Origin of the sequence: Paenibacillus sp. FSL K6-2859 (assembly GCF_038008265.1) — a bacterium.
Classification (GTDB): Bacteria; Bacillota; Bacilli; order Paenibacillales; family Paenibacillaceae; genus Paenibacillus_AQ; species Paenibacillus_AQ nitricinens.
On sequence record NZ_JBBOYU010000001.1, the window covers coordinates 1,395,014 to 1,412,373 of the forward strand.

Annotated in this window: 19 protein-coding genes; 14 read left to right on the forward strand and 5 right to left on the reverse strand. The window is 42.7% G+C overall.

What is annotated here, in order from left to right:
- Window positions 1-306 precede the first annotated feature (306 nt).
- Complete coding sequence (locus tag MHB64_RS06220; protein WP_094869902.1) at window positions 307-921, forward strand: TetR/AcrR family transcriptional regulator; 615 nt, start codon at window positions 307-309, stop codon at window positions 919-921.
- Between the two features lie 851 nt (window positions 922-1,772).
- Here MHB64_RS06220 and MHB64_RS06225 read toward each other — a convergent pair.
- The gene (locus MHB64_RS06225; protein ID WP_341133964.1) at window positions 1,773-2,867 is read right to left on the reverse strand and encodes a M24 family metallopeptidase; all 1,095 of its coding nucleotides are present in this window, start codon (window positions 2,865-2,867) and stop codon (window positions 1,773-1,775) included.
- A gap of 292 nt (window positions 2,868-3,159) precedes the next feature.
- Here MHB64_RS06225 and MHB64_RS06230 point away from each other — a divergent pair, with 292 nt between their 5' ends.
- Together MHB64_RS06230 and MHB64_RS06235 are read left to right on the forward strand one after the other, a co-directional pair.
- Window positions 3,160-4,005 (forward strand): SDR family oxidoreductase, encoded by an 846-nt coding sequence (locus tag MHB64_RS06230; protein WP_094869905.1) that lies wholly within the window; start codon window positions 3,160-3,162, stop codon window positions 4,003-4,005.
- 21 nt (window positions 4,006-4,026) lie between these two features.
- Window positions 4,027-4,530, forward strand: a complete 504-nt coding sequence (locus tag MHB64_RS06235; RefSeq protein WP_094869906.1) for a GNAT family N-acetyltransferase — start codon at window positions 4,027-4,029, stop codon at window positions 4,528-4,530.
- Window positions 4,531-4,548: 18 nt separating this feature from the next.
- On the opposite strand, the gene MHB64_RS06240 is transcribed toward MHB64_RS06235, so the two are convergent.
- Window positions 4,549-4,893: a winged helix-turn-helix transcriptional regulator gene (locus tag MHB64_RS06240; RefSeq protein WP_076121703.1), complete on the reverse strand. Its 345-nt coding sequence runs from the start codon at window positions 4,891-4,893 to the stop codon at window positions 4,549-4,551.
- A gap of 91 nt (window positions 4,894-4,984) precedes the next feature.
- Here MHB64_RS06240 and MHB64_RS06245 point away from each other — a divergent pair, with 91 nt between their 5' ends.
- From MHB64_RS06245 to MHB64_RS06290, 10 genes are all read left to right on the forward strand, one after another.
- The gene (locus MHB64_RS06245; protein ID WP_076121701.1) at window positions 4,985-5,245 is read left to right on the forward strand and encodes a YqkE family protein; all 261 of its coding nucleotides are present in this window, start codon (window positions 4,985-4,987) and stop codon (window positions 5,243-5,245) included.
- 233 nt (window positions 5,246-5,478) lie between these two features.
- Window positions 5,479-6,426 carry an ABC transporter permease gene (locus MHB64_RS06250; protein ID WP_280788797.1) on the forward strand — a complete coding sequence of 316 codons (948 nt, stop codon included), beginning with the start codon at window positions 5,479-5,481 and terminating at the stop codon, window positions 6,424-6,426.
- 2 nt (window positions 6,427-6,428) lie between these two features.
- Window positions 6,429-7,373 (forward strand): iron chelate uptake ABC transporter family permease subunit, encoded by a 945-nt coding sequence (locus MHB64_RS06255; protein WP_094869908.1) that lies wholly within the window; start codon window positions 6,429-6,431, stop codon window positions 7,371-7,373.
- On the forward strand, window positions 7,367-8,122 hold the full coding sequence (locus MHB64_RS06260; protein WP_094869909.1) for an iron ABC transporter ATP-binding protein: 756 nt from the start codon (window positions 7,367-7,369) through the stop codon (window positions 8,120-8,122). The genes MHB64_RS06255 and MHB64_RS06260 overlap by 7 nt, the downstream gene beginning before the upstream one ends.
- A 123-nt stretch (window positions 8,123-8,245) precedes the next feature.
- Window positions 8,246-9,238 carry a siderophore ABC transporter substrate-binding protein gene (locus MHB64_RS06265; RefSeq protein ID WP_280788796.1) on the forward strand — a complete coding sequence of 331 codons (993 nt, stop codon included), beginning with the start codon at window positions 8,246-8,248 and terminating at the stop codon, window positions 9,236-9,238.
- 160 nt (window positions 9,239-9,398) lie between these two features.
- Window positions 9,399-9,902: a sigma-70 family RNA polymerase sigma factor gene (locus MHB64_RS06270; protein ID WP_094869910.1), complete on the forward strand. Its 504-nt coding sequence runs from the start codon at window positions 9,399-9,401 to the stop codon at window positions 9,900-9,902.
- Window positions 9,895-11,088 (forward strand): anti-sigma factor, encoded by a 1,194-nt coding sequence (locus MHB64_RS06275; RefSeq protein WP_341133965.1) that lies wholly within the window; start codon window positions 9,895-9,897, stop codon window positions 11,086-11,088. Before MHB64_RS06270 ends, MHB64_RS06275 begins: the two co-directional genes overlap by 8 nt.
- A gap of 125 nt (window positions 11,089-11,213) precedes the next feature.
- Complete coding sequence (locus MHB64_RS06280) at window positions 11,214-11,720, forward strand: metallophosphoesterase family protein (protein WP_341133966.1); 507 nt, start codon at window positions 11,214-11,216, stop codon at window positions 11,718-11,720.
- Between the two features lie 100 nt (window positions 11,721-11,820).
- Window positions 11,821-12,285: a GNAT family N-acetyltransferase gene (locus MHB64_RS06285; RefSeq protein ID WP_341133967.1), complete on the forward strand. Its 465-nt coding sequence runs from the start codon at window positions 11,821-11,823 to the stop codon at window positions 12,283-12,285.
- 36 nt (window positions 12,286-12,321) lie between these two features.
- Entirely contained in the window at window positions 12,322-13,032 is a 711-nt protein-coding gene (locus MHB64_RS06290) for an HAD family hydrolase (protein WP_341133968.1), read from the forward strand.
- 72 nt (window positions 13,033-13,104) lie between these two features.
- Here the strand turns inward: MHB64_RS06290 and MHB64_RS06295 are convergent, their stop codons facing one another.
- The 3 genes from MHB64_RS06295 to MHB64_RS06305 all read right to left on the reverse strand — a co-directional run bounded on the left by MHB64_RS06295 (window position 13,105) and on the right by MHB64_RS06305 (window position 16,330).
- The gene (locus MHB64_RS06295; RefSeq protein WP_341133969.1) at window positions 13,105-13,956 is read right to left on the reverse strand and encodes an RCC1 domain-containing protein; all 852 of its coding nucleotides are present in this window, start codon (window positions 13,954-13,956) and stop codon (window positions 13,105-13,107) included.
- A gap of 153 nt (window positions 13,957-14,109) precedes the next feature.
- Window positions 14,110-15,216, reverse strand: coding sequence for an FAD:protein FMN transferase (locus MHB64_RS06300; protein ID WP_094869916.1), 1,107 nt, complete (start codon window positions 15,214-15,216; stop codon window positions 14,110-14,112).
- A gap of 181 nt (window positions 15,217-15,397) precedes the next feature.
- Window positions 15,398-16,330, reverse strand: a complete 933-nt coding sequence (locus MHB64_RS06305; protein WP_341133970.1) for a glycosyltransferase family 2 protein — start codon at window positions 16,328-16,330, stop codon at window positions 15,398-15,400.
- 272 nt (window positions 16,331-16,602) lie between these two features.
- On the opposite strand from MHB64_RS06305, the gene MHB64_RS06310 reads away from it, so the two are divergent.
- The gene (locus tag MHB64_RS06310; RefSeq protein ID WP_094869918.1) at window positions 16,603-17,325 is read left to right on the forward strand and encodes a DsbA family oxidoreductase; all 723 of its coding nucleotides are present in this window, start codon (window positions 16,603-16,605) and stop codon (window positions 17,323-17,325) included.
- Window positions 17,326-17,360: the final 35 nt, after the last annotated feature.

Below are 17,360 nucleotides of genomic sequence, written 5' to 3' on the forward strand. Positions count from 1 at the left end.
TCGAATCCCCTACGCTTTGCTTAACCGTTCTTCAATTCTAATTCGAGATTAATGCCCGGGGATGCGACATGTCGGAAATCCCACGCTGATAACCTTAGTCTTTAACAAATACATGATTTCAATGATGGACATTATTGAATAGCCCTCTCCACCTCTCTGTAAATCGACACCGTGTTGTTTATATTCATATAATTTATTATAATGATTAAACAAAAGTACAACAATAATCAGATTCGCCCATAGTGATGGATATCCAGCACTTTCTACAATTGTGTACATTTTAATCCCTAAAGGAGTGGGCCAATAATGCGAGAAGCGAGTAAAGACTTAAGAGTTATTAGAACGAAAGCGTTAATTCGGGAAGCATTGATTGATTTAATCGATGAAAAAGGATTTGATGCCATTACAGTGAGAGACATTACGACGAGGGCAAGAATTAATCGTGGAACTTTTTATTCACATTATCAGGATAAATTTGATTTAATGACCCAATGCCAAGAAGAGTATATGGACAAGATGAAAGAGATCTTTAAACAGAACATTACTGAAGCGGATAACAATCATTCAAATATTCCCCCAACGCTACCCTTTAATGTCATGGTCACATTATTTGAGTATTTGGATCAAAACCGGATGTTCATGAGAGCAGTGTCCGGTCCCAAAGGCGATATGTCTTTCCAAACGAGGATGAAAGAGTTCTTATGGAAAACATTGTTTGTAAGAAAAGAATTCCCTCTGGTTAAGCAAGAGAATTTGCTTGTCCCGAGTGAGTATTTAATTGCCTATTTAGTCTCAGCACATATTGGAGTTATCGAGCAATGGCTTAATGGCGAAGGAAAGGAATCTCCAGCGGAATTAGCCCATATTCTAGCTACGATCACTGTGAAAGGTCCTTTCACTGCTGCCGGATTGAATAGTTAGATCACGAATAATTAGTTATGTATTTTTCTCTGCCTCACTCATCGTATTTTTCAAAAAAGTTGCAAACTTTCATATTAAAACAGCAACAAGTTACTTTCCCCCGAAATATGGACGTTCTTTTATTATTTGACTTTGTAAAATTCTTGCTCTTCATTTTATTAAAAAGTGTACATGTCTATAGAATAAAAACCACAAAACTATATATTCCCCCATTAACTCACATTAAAGTCGAAAATAAGCCGCCCTATGGCCTTAGGACGGCTTATTTTCGACTTTATTTTGATTTCAAACTTTTTATTATCTGGCACTCAGAAAGGAATACTATTATTTACATTGTTATTGTTCCAACTTTCTTGTCACTGATTTTACTCTTTTTGACTATTCCTGCCCGTTATCTTAATGAAGCATCGTCAATCTAACACTTTATTTTTCAGTCTAGAAATTTTATTTCTCCTAACAATTAAACCCCCAGTATGAATATAGACAAAGTTTTAGGAGACAGATGAGTATACATGGAATAACTTTACTAACAACATTTTGAATAATAAAAGGGGATTGGTAATAAGAAATATTTAGGAAAAGGATTATCGTATCTAACTATAAAAGAATTTCAAAATTTTCTAGACTATCAAGTATCAGCATTACTAATTGATCCAGAGAGCAATAATTTAAAGGCTATTCATGTATACGGGAAAAGCGGATTCTATAAAGTGTGTACCTTTATTCATGAAAAGGTCTGAACAAGTCGAGTAGGGTGCGGGAAAAAGAGAAAGCCCATCACAATAAGTTGAAAGGGATTCTTTTTCAACTTATTAGGGATGAACTTTCTTTGATTTTAATATTTTTCTTTTCTACAAATGAAGAATAGTCAGTTCCTTAGGGAAGCTTGTTAAGGTCTCTGCACCTTCAGCAGTAATAATTAAATCATCTTCGATACGCACACCTGCTAGTCCAGGCACATAAATTCCTGGCTCAACGGTGAACACATTACCGATCTCGATAATGTCATCGTTCTGACCATGAAGTGACGGATATTCATGAACATCCATTCCCAGTCCGTGTCCGACACGATGCAAGAAATACTCCCCGAATCCGGCTTCTTCAATCACATCACGCGCAGCTTTGTCGACAGAACCGAAGGGAGCTCCAGGATTGGAAGCGGCGATTCCAGCTTCGTTGGCAGCCAGCACGGTGTTATAGATCGTGATTAGCTTGTCGTCCACGGATTCAATAGCAAAGGTACGTGTAATATCAGAAGCATAACCATCAGCATACACCCCAATATCAAACATCAGGAAGTCGCCTGGCTGAATGACCCGGTTGCCTGGAACACCGTGAGGCAGGGCAGTTTTAGGACCAGAAAGCACCATAGTATCGAAGGAAGGGCCGGAAGCGCCAACCTTTTTCATTAGATATTCCAGTTCCGCTACTAAATCGTTTTCTGTAACGCCTGTTTTTACATGGGTAAGCACGCGGCGCAAAGCTTCCTCAACTAGCTCAGCGGCATGTTTCATGCGCTTAACTTCATCGGGGGTCTTTTTGGAGCGCATGCTGCGCAGCAATGAACCTATATCACTAAAACGTTCTGCTGGAACGGCTGCGGTTAGATGCTCAAAACGGGCTACTGAGAAATGTTCCTTCTCTATACCAAGAGTACCTAGCTTACTGCTGCCGAAACAATCTTTAAGCAGGTTATAAGGATTATCAGTGTCACTATGGGTTATGATTTTGGTGACCGAAGAAGCTGCTTGAGCCGCTTCTGCATCTAGTGCGGGTAGAATGAGCATTGGCTCTTCTCCGCGTATCAACAGCAGACCGAGAAAACGTTCATGCGGATCGCTGGCAAATCCGGTTAAGTAGTAGACATGTTTGGGATCTGTTACGAGCAGTGCATCAAGGCCTTCGCCCGCCATTTGCTGCTCTAGGCTTGTCAGAGCATTATTCATAGTTGGTGTTCCCCTTTCAACTTCACGATTAGAACTGCAATATTCCTATTATAGATCAAAAATAGACTAGACGCACGAGACGGAGTACATCTATCGTTGGCTAATCCTAACATGCCTATTCGCAAGCATTCCGTAAACAATGATGCATATTGGATCACCTATACTTTTAAAACCTGACAAGAAGCTTTTCTTGAGCCTACTAGTTGGTGTAACATAATCTTTAATATACTTCTTGCAAGGTTAGGCGGAAGCTTATTGGGGTACGGTTGTTGAGAGAGGAGTGATTCTTGGGATGAGAGGTAAAATTGCACTTGTAACTGGAGCAAATTCCGGTATGGGGCTAGCGACGACAGTTGAACTGGCTCGCAAGGGAGCCAAAGTCATTATGGTATGCCGTAATCGCCAGCGTGGAGAGGAAGCACTGGCTGCCGCCAAGCAAAAGAGCCACTCCGAGGATATCGAGCTGATGTTCTGTGATCTGGCCTCGCTGGAGAGCATTCGCAGTTTTGCGGAGGAATTCACCCGGAAATATCCGATTCTAGATATACTCATCAATAACGCTGGGGTAGTCACGATTAAGCGTCAGCTTACGAAGGACGGCTTTGAGATGGATCTTGGTGTGAATCATTTGGGTCATTTTTTGCTAACGAATCTGTTACTGGAGCCTTTAAAAGCTGCAGAGCAAGGCCGTATCGTTGTGGTTGCTTCCGGTGCTTACAAAATAGGTGCACTTCACTATGAAGATCCAACCCTCGCACGCCGTTTCAATCCCGCAAAAGCTTATGCTCGATCCAAGTTAGCCAATATACTGTTCACGAAAGAGTTGGCAGCACGCCTGCAAGGGACAAGAGTAACGGTGAATTGCGTGCATCCAGGAGCAGTGGGCACAAATATAGGTGTTAACCGGGAGACAGGCTTCGGCAAGTCGATCCTTAAGCTGCTGTCATACTTCTTTTTAACTCCTGAACAAGGAGCCGATACTGCGATCTATTTGGCTACAGAACCGGATTTGCAAGAGGTAACCGGTCAATATTATTATCGACGAAAGATTAAGCAGCTGTCTCCCAGAGCGCAGAATAGACAAGAGGCCGAACGGCTGTGGCTATGGAGCCAGGAGCAGGTCGGCCTAAGTAATTAACACATTTGGAGGAAACAAGGGATGAAATGGGAGAATAGCAGGATTGAAGATGCAACACCTGCAGACTTAGCAGCTATTGTGGAGATTTACAACTCAACGATTGCTGGACGGATGGTCACTGCGGATCTGGAACCAATTACTGTTGCAGACAGAGAAAAATGGTTCCTTGAACATAACAGCCATCATCGCCCTTTGTGGGTACTTAAGCAGGGGGATGAAATTGCGGCATGGTTCAGCTTTCAATCCTTCTACGGTCGTCCAGCGTATAATGCAACAGCAGAAATTAGTGTATACGTAAGTGAAAAGTTCCGTGGTGGTGGAGCCGGTAGAATTCTTCTTACAGAGGCTATTGAGAAAGCCCCTAGTCTTGGTATTAAGAACTTAGTTGGCTTTGTGTTTGGACATAATGATCCAAGCCTCGGCTTACTGAAGAAATTTGGTTTTGAAGAGTGGGGATTGCTGCCTGGTGTGGCTGAACTGGATGGTATAGAACGTGATTTGGTGATCGTAGGACTTAAAATCTAATAGCCATAATTGAAACGCTTACATTTCAAGTGTTGAGCTTACGTTATTTGTGTCACAATCAATCCATATTTTTGACCAACGCTGCAAATCTCGGATAACGGTCTCCAGGGCAAGTCCTTTATCCGTTAAGGAATATTGGATCCGCACAGGTGTCTCAGGGAATACTTCTCGAAGAACGATTCCTTCCAGTTCCAGCTCTTTAAGCCGTTCGGAGAGTAACCTTCCGCTGATGGGCAAAGCTGCTTCAATCACATTGAAACGTTGCGGTCCTTGGAGGAGCTGGTAGATGATCAAACCTGTCCAACGCCTGCCGATAATATCCATACTTTTTTGTAGTTGGGGACATAAATCAGTGGACTTCATATGGCTCACCTCTTAGTGAACATTATAAACGAAAAGACCAATAATTTAAACGAATTCCAAATTAATTCATTACTAGAAGGGATGATTGACCGTGGCTAAAAAAAAGAAAATGCCAACCACTCCGCGTCCTGCTGCGACCGATGGACCAGCTACGCTAAAAGACCTGCTGAGCAGTGATGTTCTAGGAAAGCTGAAGGCACAGTCTGATGCGCTGAAAGCGGAAGAGAATGACCGAAAGGAAGCTGCTCGTAAGGCGGTCGAGGATCAGCGAAAAGCTGAACAAAAGCGGCTTGAGAATGATTTTGCACATCTGCTGGAGAACAGTAATCAGGATTGGAGTAAGTATAAATAACTACTATAGCTAGCGAAAATAGATCATGAGATAAAGAGATGCCCACGTGGGTGTCTCTTTTTTTAATGTTATTTATAAAATTCAATTGTTTTAAAATTTACTATACGAAAGGGTTGACCCTCAAAGTGGGCTTAGGTATAATCGAACATAGTGCAAATGAAAATCATTATCAATGCCGATACTATCATCTATTTCCCAAACGATTTAACTATTAAACAGATAAGGAACAACTCATGAAACTAAAATATTTGTCCCTACTTCTAATAGTCTTTTCATTTATATCTTTGTTTATAGGCGTAAAAGACATTTCACCTTTGGATCTTTTTTCGCTTACGGAATCTCAGATGCAGACTCTGCTAGTCAGCCGGATTCCACGCTTAGCTGCACTGATTATAGCTGGTGTAAGCATGAGTATTGCCGGATTAATTATGCAGCAATTATCACGAAATAAATTCGTTTCTCCAACTACAGCGGGCACGATGGATTCTGCGAAATTCGGTATTCTCGTGTCCCTGATGCTGTTCACAGGGGCGACACCGATGCAGAAGCTGCTCGTTGCTTTTGTTTTTGCCCTACTGGGAACATTTATATTTATGAGAATCTTAGATCGGATCAAGTTCAAGGATAGTATTTTTATCCCGCTGGTCGGACTCATGTTCGGGAACATTGTAGGTTCGATTACTACATTTTTTGCTTACAAAAATGATTTGGTTCAGAATATCTCATCTTGGATGCTTGGCGATTTCTCAACGATTATTAAGGGACAGTACGAATTAATCTATCTCAGTATTCCCCTTGTCATTCTCGCGTATGTTTTCGCCAATAAGTTCACCGTAGCCGGTATGGGGGAGGATTTCTCTGTCAATCTCGGTATGAACTACAAAGCGGTTGTAAACGTAGGATTGGTGATTGTAGCGTTAATCTCTTCTGTTGTTATTTTAACCGTAGGTACGATTCCATTCCTGGGTCTTGTTGTACCTAACATAGTAACGCTATACATAGGCGATAACTTGAAAAAAAATCTGGCGCATACAGCCATTCTCGGTGCGGTGTTCCTCCTGTTCTGTGATATTCTGGGCAGGCTCATTATATATCCATACGAAATATCCATCAGTCTCACGGTAGGCGTCATCGGAAGTGGTCTGTTTATCTACTTGCTGATGAGAAGAAAGGCGAATTAGTGATGAAGACGAAATTAACTATATTATCCTTAAGCGCTGTTGCTCTCATCGTCTTGTTTATGACCTATCATGTTATGGGAAATTGGGATTATGTTCTGCCCAGTCGGGGAAGAAAGCTGGCGGCCATTTTAATTACCGGAGCGGTGATAGCTGTCTCTACCATAGTTTTTCAGAGCATTACGAACAACCGGATTTTGACACCTAGTATTTTGGGGCTAGATTCTTTGTACATGTTGATCCAGACGTTCGGTGTATACGCCTTAGGCTCATCAAATATGACGTTTATGAATAAAAATGTGAATTTCTTGTTCTCAGCTTGCATCATGGTTCTGTTCTCAGGTGTGCTGTATAAGCTAATGTTCCGCAGAGAAGGTCAAAACATATACTTCCTGCTGCTCGTAGGACTTATCATGGGAACGATGTTCCAGAGTGCATCTTCTTTTATGGAAGTGCTCATTGATCCGAATGAATTCCTGATTCTACAAGGGAAAATGTTCGCCAGCTTCAACAACGTCAGCAGTGATCTACTGATATTGTCTACAGTTGTACTAGCGTTAACTACGCTGTATTTCATGAGATTTGTGAAGTATTTAGATGTTATTTCTTTAGGAAAAGATGAAGCCATTAACTTAGGGATCAATTATGACTATGTAGTCAAAAGGCTGTTAGTTATTGTATCCATCTACGTTTCGATATCAACGGCTTTAGTAGGGCCGATCACTTTCTTGGGTTTACTAGTGGCCAATGTGGGGCATCAGTTGTTCCGTACGTATAAGCATTCCTATCTGATTCCCGGCACGATTTTGCTAAGTATTATTGCGCTTGTCGGGGGACAGTTTCTAGTTGAACGTGTGTTTGGATTCACTACTACGGTTAGTGTAATCATTAATTTTGCAGGTGGCGTCTACTTTGTCTATCTGCTGTTAAAGGAGAATAAGTCGTGGTAGAAGTTAAGCATGTAACCAAGCGTTATGGCGGAGTTACCGTTGTTGACGATGTGTCTTTATCCATTAAAAAGGGTGCAATCACCTCGTTTATCGGCCCTAACGGCGCTGGTAAAAGCACGTTGCTCTCCATGATCAGTAGACTTATCTCTAAAGACGCGGGGGAAGTACTGATCGAAGGGAAGGAAATTGGCAGCTGTAAGAGTAATGAGCTTGCTCGTAAAATATCGGTGCTAAAGCAGTCCAATCATATCAGCGTTCGTCTTACTGTGAAGGAACTTGTTTCTTTCGGAAGGTTCCCATATTCACAGGGAAAGCTCACACCTGAGGATCGGGCGTTCGTTGACGAAGCGATTGCTTATATGGACCTTCAAGAGATGCAGGATAAATATATTGATCAGCTAAGCGGTGGACAACGCCAGAGAGCATATATTGCAATGGTTATGGCCCAGGATACGGAGTATATTTTGCTCGATGAACCACTCAACAATCTGGATATGAAACATTCTGTACAAATTATGAAGGTGTTACGCCGATTGGTAGAAGAGAAGGGCAAGACGATTGTGCTCGTCATTCATGATATTAATTTCGCTTCTTGTTACTCTGACTACATTGTAGCGCTCAAGAATGGGCGGGTAGCTTCATCGGGTACGGTGGATGAAATTATTGATACAGCAGTGCTTAGGGATGTATATGACATGGATATCCCTATAGAAACAATAGGTGGTCGTAAAATTGGTGTCTATTTTTAAACAAGACGCCGCTTCCATTCGGAAATTATTATGACGTAACGCATGAAGTGAAAGGCGCCAGCTTCCTTGACGTATACGCGAATAATTCAAATAGCTTGACTATAAATTATAGGGGTGAATGTTTTGAAGAAGAACGTATCTTTACTAATCATGACAGTGTTTCTTGCCGTAATCTTGGCGGCCTGTGGCTCCAATAATGCAGCAACTTCAGATAATAATACAGCAGCGGCAGGCAATACAGAGGCTACTACTGCACCGAATACAGAATCCAAAGAGCTTACTATTAAGCATGAACTTGGAGAAATTACGATTAAGAGTAACCCGCAGAAAGTGGTTGTATTTGACTTCGGTACACTCGATACTTTGGATAAACTGGGCGTAGAGGTGACTGGAGTGCCTCAAAGTAATGTACCCTCTTATCTCTCTAAATATAGTGATGCCAAATATGAGAATGTCGGTGGTTTGAAAGAGCCTGACTTCGAAAAAATAAATAGTCTTTCTCCTGATCTGATCATCATTTCCGGCAGACAGCAAGATTCTTATGATGAATTCAGCAAAATTGCACCTACATTGTACGTTGCTGTAGATAATGCGAATTACATGGAATCTTTCACGAAAAATGTGAAGACGCTGGGCCAAATTTTTGGCAAGGAAGCTGAAGTAGAGACTGAACTTACTGCTATTAATGACTCCGTTAAAGCTCTGAATGAGAAAGCTAAAGCAGATGGTAAAAAATCTCTTATTATTCTCGCCAATGAAGGAAAAATCAGTGCGTATGGTTCTGGTTCCCGTTTCGGTATTATCCATGATGTATTCGGATTTGCACAAGCGGATGATAAAATCGAAGTATCCACTCATGGTCAAAGCGTATCTTATGAATATGTAGCCGACAAGAATCCGGATTATCTGTTCGTAGTAGATAGAGATGCGGCTGTGAAGAGTGACGGCAGCAAATCCGGTTCAGCGAAGGATGCAGTTGAGAACGATCTCGTGAAGAACACAAATGCTTTTAAAAACGGTAAAATCATTTATCTTGATCCTAACTACTGGTACTTGTCCGGTGGCGGTTTAATCTCTGTTAGCGAAATGCTCAAAGAAGTTGAAGTTGTTCTGTAAGCAGAGTAACTTGGGAAGGCCTGTTGGCAGGAGTAATACTCCTTGTCAGCAGGCTTTTTTTTGCTTTTTTCCATAGAATTACTGGTATATTCATACTAGTTGCTTAATTTAGCTGTAACTTTTTATGCGAGTATACGTGGTTAGGTTAAGGGGGGAGTGCATGAAGCGAAATTCACTGGATGAAATATATCAGATGTATGTGATGGATATTTACCGCTATTTGCGCTCCCTTTGTGGTGATCATCACGCGGCCGAAGATTTAATGCAGGAGACCTTTTACCGTGCTTATTTATATTTGGAGGATTGTAAAGACGAGAAGATTAAGCCATGGTTGTTCCGTGTCGCGTACAACGCCTTTATAGATTACAAGCGGAAGGAAGGGCGCAGCACCGTTCAGAGCGAGGAGTTTTTTAAACAGCTTGCCCATCCAGATACCACGGAAAGCACGCTGCTTCGGCAGGAACGTTGGGAAGAGATGAGAATTGCGATAGGTGAGCTACCGGACAATCAGAGGCATGCACTGCTACTACATGATTTTCATGGTCTTAGTTATCTGGAGGCATCGGACATTATGAATGTGGGTCTGTCCCAATATAAGATCTTAATCTTTCGAGCTAGACAGAAGCTGCGTGAAGCAGAGCGGAGGCGGAATGAACATGAGTGAGGCGTTCAAGGAGAAGTTAAGAAGGTACGGCGAAGGTACTCTTACTGACGAGGATAGGGATGAAGTGGAGCGCGAACTGGAGAAGATGGAAGCTTATCAGGCTTATCTGGATGAACTCATGGGTGAAGAAAAGCCATCTTCAGGCGAGAAGAAGAATATAGAATTCGGAAAAGGTAAGAGAAACAAACCCGGCAAAGAAAAAAAGATCATCCGCCGCGGTAAATGGAGAGCCCGTATATCGAATACTTTAACGGTAATTTCTGCGTTCTTAATATTCTTGATTATTTGCAGTATTATCAGTGCGATATTTTATGGTACTGGGGAGAGAGTAGAGAAATACCGTGATGTTGTTTCTTCCGCTATTGCTGTCTCACAGCCGAATACGATTGTACATTTGAGCAGTGGTACCGGTCCATTTTTCAGTATGAATCTGACAAGTAAGATAGAGAAACAAGTGGGAGATGAACAAATCACTGTCGGAGATTATTCAATGAAGCTTCTATTTGGCTGGGCTAGGCTCTACAACTATTCCTGGACGAATGAGAGTAGAAGTATTGGTTATTACTTTGTATATCCACAGGGGAAGAATAATGCGGCAAATAGTATGGATGATGGCAGTGAGTGGGAGAGATTAGAGAAGCTCCCTGAGGGGACGGTAGCGGAAGCATATTTGTCTTTTGACCAATTATTTACGACAGATGAGCTGTTGAAGAAGTTAGAGCCAAAGAATCTTCAGCCTTTGTGGTTTGCGGCAGATACAGGTCCACGAACACGACAGCCAGTAGTTAATGATCCATTAGGTTTTCCATATATGCCAATTTGGCATGCGGATGATATGAAAGTGACACAGGATTTGAGGGAGAAGCGAGGATGGTTCGGAGGGGTGACCAGCCGTTCGAGTATTTCTCCATCTGTTGAGTCATATGGGGAGGGTGAACTGCGTAATGCGAACTTCCTTAAGACGCTGCACTTGGTGCAGGAGTATAAATCCATCTCCAAAAGGGTGATTCCATTCATTGATCTGGATGATTCCATTAGATATATAGAGAAGAATGGAGTTAAGCTCTATGGAGCGGTTGTAACCGGTCCGGTGAAAGAACTGCTTAAACTGAAAGAAGAGAGATGGGTTAGCAACATGCATGTCGGGGAAGTAAGGTTATGGAATTGGCAGGATAGAGAGAACTAGCGGCGGAGTAAAGAAGTCACAGAACTTGCTTCTCGCTGAAGCAAATCGTACAATTATTTGAATATTAGATTTATGGATATATGTCATAACCAAGGTTGAGTATGATAGATTAGGAGCTGAGATCTATGAAAGTAGGAGTCGTATCTGATACACATATGTCAAGAATGGCTAAGTCTCTGCCTAAGGCACTGATTGCAGAGTTTCAACATGTGGATTTAATCTTGCATCTTGGTGATTGGGTGAGTATGGGAATCTATGATTTGCTGTCAGAACTAGCACGGGTAGAGGGGATTGCCGGAAATAATGATGGGGATGAGATCATCGCGCGTTTCGGAGAGCGCAAGATCATTACCCTTGAAGGAATCCGGATTGGCATGGTACATGGACATACGCCACATTCCCGTAAAGGAACGGATGGAAACGCACTGCTTGCTTTTGCGAATGATGAGGTGGACTGTATTCTCTTTGGTCATTCACATCAGCCCTTGCTAAGAGAGGAGAATGGTATCCTGCTATTTAATCCAGGTTCTCCTACAGATAAGCGGCGTGAGAAATTGTATTCTTTCGGAATTTTAGATATCGAAGCGGGTAAAGTTAGTGCCCGGCATGTGTTCTACGATTCAAAGGAATAAGGTTCGATTGTCCAAATCATTCGGCGTTCTCTCCATGGTGAACGGCTCGGTAACCCTTTACAATGAGGTTAAAACGGGCGAAGCCAGAAAGTGAGCGCTGATGATGAAGAATTATCGTATAGAACGAGTGGTTCGGGATGATTTAGAACGGCTTATCCCATTATTTGATGAGTATCGAGTATTTTATGGAGCAGCCTCAGATCAGGATGGTGCACGCGCCTTCTTAGCCGACAGACTAAAGCTGAATGAATCTGTGATCCTTATGGTGGTTGAGGGGGAAGGCGATGAGAAACGCGCGTGGGGCTTCACACAGCTCTATCCTTCTTTTTCATCGGTTACGATGGAGCGCCTCTGGATACTAAATGATTTGTTCGTTACTGCTGAAATCCGTGGGCAAGGGCTAGGAGCTATGCTACTGGAAAGTGCTAGAGATTATGCGGTCTCTACGAATACGAAGGGCTTATCCCTGACAACGATGACGGAGAATGTGGGGGCGCAGCGGTTATATGAAGCGCATGGCTACATTCGAGATGATGAATTTTTTACCTATAACCTTTTTTTCTAAAGCAGCTAGAGAGAAAGACGAGTAAGGGGCGTTAAAGTGGAAACAAGTCATAAGTTAGCAATCTTTTTTGACCTCGATGATACGTTGTATGATCATCTGGTACCATTTAAAGAAGCGGTACGGGAAGTGCTCAGCCCAGATGAGAGTAGTCTGGACTTTGCGGAATTATTCTATAAAGTGAGACATCATAGCGATGTGTTGTGGCCGATGTATTTGCGCGGTGAGATTCCGCTTGAAGAGACGAGGGTGCGCCGGTTGGAGCTTGCTTTTGCCGAGTATGGTTTGCAGATTGATCGTGATCAAGCCGCAGCGGTTCAAGCGGCATATATTGGACGTCAATATACGATTCAGATGATTGATGGCGTGCGTGAGCATCTTGAACGATTTATTGCGGACGGTCATAAGGTAGGCATTATTACGAATGGACCGAAGGATCATCAGATGAGTAAGATTCGTGGACTAGGCTTAGATCAGATTATTCCCGAGGACATGATCTTTATTTCTGATGCTGTAGGTCTTGCTAAACCGGACCCGGAAATATTCATACACGTAAACCAAAAAACTGGTACTTTGGCGGACAATTCGCTTTATATAGGGGATACTTGGGCTAACGATGTAGTTGGAGCACTTGCGGCTGGATGGAAGGTTTGTTGGTACAATCCGAGAGGAAGACAACCAGCTACGGATCATAAGCCTAGTTATATTTTTACTAATTATAAGGAATTTGGGGAGCTTCCTTTGGTGTGAGAGAACAAGTACTCCAAAGATATTAGAAAGCCATGCGAGAGAAATCTGCGCATGGCTTTCATTATTTTATAACTAATTTCCGGGGAGTTGAATGCCGCGCCACCTGCTTACGTCGCATTGACCCTGTTCGTGATTACCCACAGCAACCACGGTACCGTCCGATTTAAGACCGATGGTATGAGTGCAACCTGCCGCTACGGCCACCATATCGCGCCAGTCACTTATATTGCATTCGCCGTACTTATTCCAACCCACAGCAACCACGGTACCATCTGATTTAAGACCGATGGTATGATGACTGCCTGCCGCTATAGCCACAATACCATGCCAGCCGTTTACATTGCATTGGCCTTCATGATTTCGACCCGCAGCAATCACCGTACCGTCCGATTTAAGACCGACTGTATGAAGGTAACCCGCCGCTATAGCCATTATGTCATGCCAATCATTTACATTGCGTTGGCCATACCGATTATTACCCACAATTGTCACCGTACTGTCCGATTTAAGACCGACTGTATGCCAATCACCAGCCGCAACTGCTACTATATCACGCCAGTCACTTACATTGCATTGGCCTTCATTATTTCGACCTATAGCAACCACGGTACCATCCGATTTAAGCCCGACGGTACGACGCCAACCCGCGGCAACCCTCACAATATTAGTCCAGTCGCTTACATCGCATTGGCCATATTTATTCCAACCCACAGCTGCCACCGTACCATCTGATTTAAGCCCGACGGTATGAGCATTACCGGTATGAGCATTACCCGCAGCAACCGCTATCATATCGCACCAGCTGCTTACATCGCATTGGCCATATTTATTATCACCCACAGCCGTCACCGTGCCGTCCGAATTAAGCAGGGCGGTATGACGATAACCCGCTGCTATGGAGGGTAGGGTTTTCACAAGGTTCATAAATTTCGCTCCTTAGTTGATGGTAGATGTGTACCATTGTAGGACAAATCCCCATTAAAACACAGTTCTTTCTTCTTCAAATCTTACGTGTGTCTATTAAAAAAGCTTGCTCCCTAGAAGCCAACTCGGCTCTAAGGGACAAGCTTTTTTCGTTTACTCTGCGAAGCTGTATGTTGGATCTGTAAGGTTCATTCTTTCTTTTATGCCTTTAGTAGCATAGATCTTGTTGTCGTCGGTAATAAAGAAAGCTTCAACACCTTCAGGTAAAGCTTCAAGATATTTCATACCCTCTTCAATTCCCATCAAGAATACCCCAGTAGATAAGGCATCTGCATCTGTTGCATTCGGGCTCATAATGGTAAGGCTTTTGAGACCGTTCTGTGAAGGATATCCTGTGCGTGGATCAAGGATATGATGGTAACGAACATTGTCCTGCATAAAATACCGTTCGTAAACACCAGAAGCATCGATGACCTCATCTGAGATTTTAATGGTTCCTAGCTGAGTACCACGGCTTTGATCTGGATCCTGCAATCCGATATTCCATTCCGTTCCGTTTGGCTTTTTACCGAGGGCAATAATACTGCTGCCTCCGAGGTTAATCATAGCGCTATTAAGACCTTGCTCTTTCAAATAATCAGCGATACGGTCTGCAGCATAACCTTTACCAATGCCGCCTAGATCTAACACCATATTTTCCTTCATTAGCTTTACAGTTTTCGCAGCTTCATCAATTTCAACGTCCTTGTAATTGGTTAGACTCTTGGCTTTATCAATATCTGCTTGGGGAGGAACTTTATCTCCGCCACTACCGATATTCCAAAGATCGATTAGCGGACCGATTGTAGGATCAAACAGCCCGTCCATTTCCTTTGCGTATTGTATGGATTGTTTAATTACATCCAGGGTTTCGTCAGAAACAACAACCGCTTCTTTTCCTGCTGCCTGATTGATTGCGTATGTCTCTCCACCTTCTTTGGTGCGGCTAAGCTCCATATCCATTCGCTCCAGCATGTGCTGGATATCGTCCATATTTTTCTGTTCTACAGTAGCACCAAACACTTTGATATTCACAACAGTGTCATAAATATAAAAGGTCTGAGAAAGAGATTTTTCCTCTCCTTTTCCGGATGTTGTTGCGCTACCCGTAGTTCCCGCTGTCTTATCGTCCTTATCTTTAGTAATTAGCCAAGCGCCGACAGCAATGACGACGATGACGATTACAACGAGGATCAGCGTCGTTTTTTTGTTCTTGAACATATTCCACCATCCATAAAGTTAGTTTCTAAAACAAATCACATTATTTATATCATACCCCAGATAACAAGTTGATGGAAATCAAATTCATGACATATTAAGGGATAAGTCGGTCAGCATAACAAAAAAAGCCCCGTATCCTGATTCGGAGCAGCGCTGTAGATTTAGAATAAAACGATGCTATTTAATCGAGCATATATTCACTGTATTTGTTCTTGCGAGGGTTTAATACGAAGAGGATACCTTTGGCATATCCGCTAACGGCTTTGAAATTCCGTTTTAGGGTTGCTTTAACCGTCAGACAAGACAATGTCCAGATCAAGGCAGCATAATTCATTAATGGAGCTTTTCGCAAGTTGAGTAGATAGTAGTGATTAATGGCTGTAGCTTGTGCTACAACGCCCACTTTATCGCGAGAGCCTGGCGACTCATGATGGATGATTTTCATGGCGGGATTAATCACAAGCTTGCCATAGCGGCTGGCTAAATGGGATAGATAAATATCCTCGGCTATGGAATAGCTTGTCATCCATGGATAGGGCTTAATATCACGCAGTGCCGAGCGCCGGAAGGACATATTGCAGCCGTGAAAAAAATCAGTTTCAAATACCTGCTTCTTCTCTCCCCAAAGGAATTGCGAGCCTGCAAACATACTTGCCGACAATCTGCCTGGTGACCCGGACATTTGTCCGGTTAGCATACCGAATAGCCTGCTTGGCATGCTGCTATGTATACCTTTGGCTACACCACCTACACCAACAATAGAGTCGTCGGCTGTATAAGTATCTAACAATCGTCGAATATATAAGGGGTCATTTAATTCTGCATCGTCATCTAAATGGAGCACGATTTCTGCATGGATCAGCCCTAGCGCTTCGTAACGGGAAAGCCAGAGACCAGGCTTAGTTTTGCGATGATAATGGAGTTCAGCCTGTGGTAATCCTTGTAGTATTTCAGAATAATAAGCTAATCTGTCTTTAGGGATCTCACCGTCGTCCATAATCCATAGCTCGATAGAGATATCTTTAAGATTTGTCTGCTTGCCAATGGACTCTATGCACACCGTAAGGTCATTGATTCGGTTGCGAGTAGGAATCACTATAGATAGATCATGCATATCTTAATCTCCCTTCAGGACTTCTTTTGTCCGCTCACCTGAATGCAGTTATCCGGCGAAATGTGGTTACCTTGATTCTATCGTTCCTGAAGAAGAGCGTATATACCACTTTCGTATACTTTTAGTGCAGCTCAGGTCTAAATGAAATTATTTTAATAAAAGTTAAGTTTGTGTTTTTCGGTTTTTAACTATATAATAGTAAGCGACGAATATTTAGTTATCAATCTTATTCAGCAGTTACAAATGAACAATAATAATAGGAGGTTTTTTTCATGAGAATAGATATTTGGTCCGATTATGCGTGTCCATTTTGTTATATTGGTAAAAGACGTTTGGAGAATGCGCTGAGTCAGTTCCCGAACAGAGATCAAGTAGAGGTGGTATTCCGTAGTTTTCAACTGGATCCACATGCAAAATTGAATGAGACTCAGAGTATTCATGAGATGCTGGCTTCCAAATACGGAATGACGATTGAAAAAGCAAAAGCAATGAACGCACAGCTGACTGAGCAAGCCCAAGATGTGGGATTGGATTTCCAATTCGATACGATGAAGCATACGAATACTTTTGATAGTCACCGCCTAAGTCACTTTGCAAGCTCCAAGGGAAAAGGGGCAGAAATGTCCGAACGTCTGCTACGTGCTTACTTTACGGATTCATTGAATCTTGGAGACCGCAGTGTACTTGCTACACTTGCTGCTGAGGTAGGGCTGGATGAGGCAGAAGTAACAGCAATGCTGGAGACGGATGCTTATACAGCTGAAGTGAATGGTGATATCGAAGAAGGAAGCCGTCTGAATATTACCGGTGTACCATTCTTCGTGTTCAACAATAAATATGCGTTATCCGGTGCACAGCCAGGACCTGTATTTACAGAGGTATTGGATACCGTGTGGGCAGAAGAGCAAGCAGGGCCAACACTGCAAGTGGTGGGCAAAGGACAATCTGATGCATCCACAGATGATGGCTGCGCAGATGGATCTTGCAGCATATAAAGTTCAAATAGTGTGGAGAAGAAGAGATGGAGAAG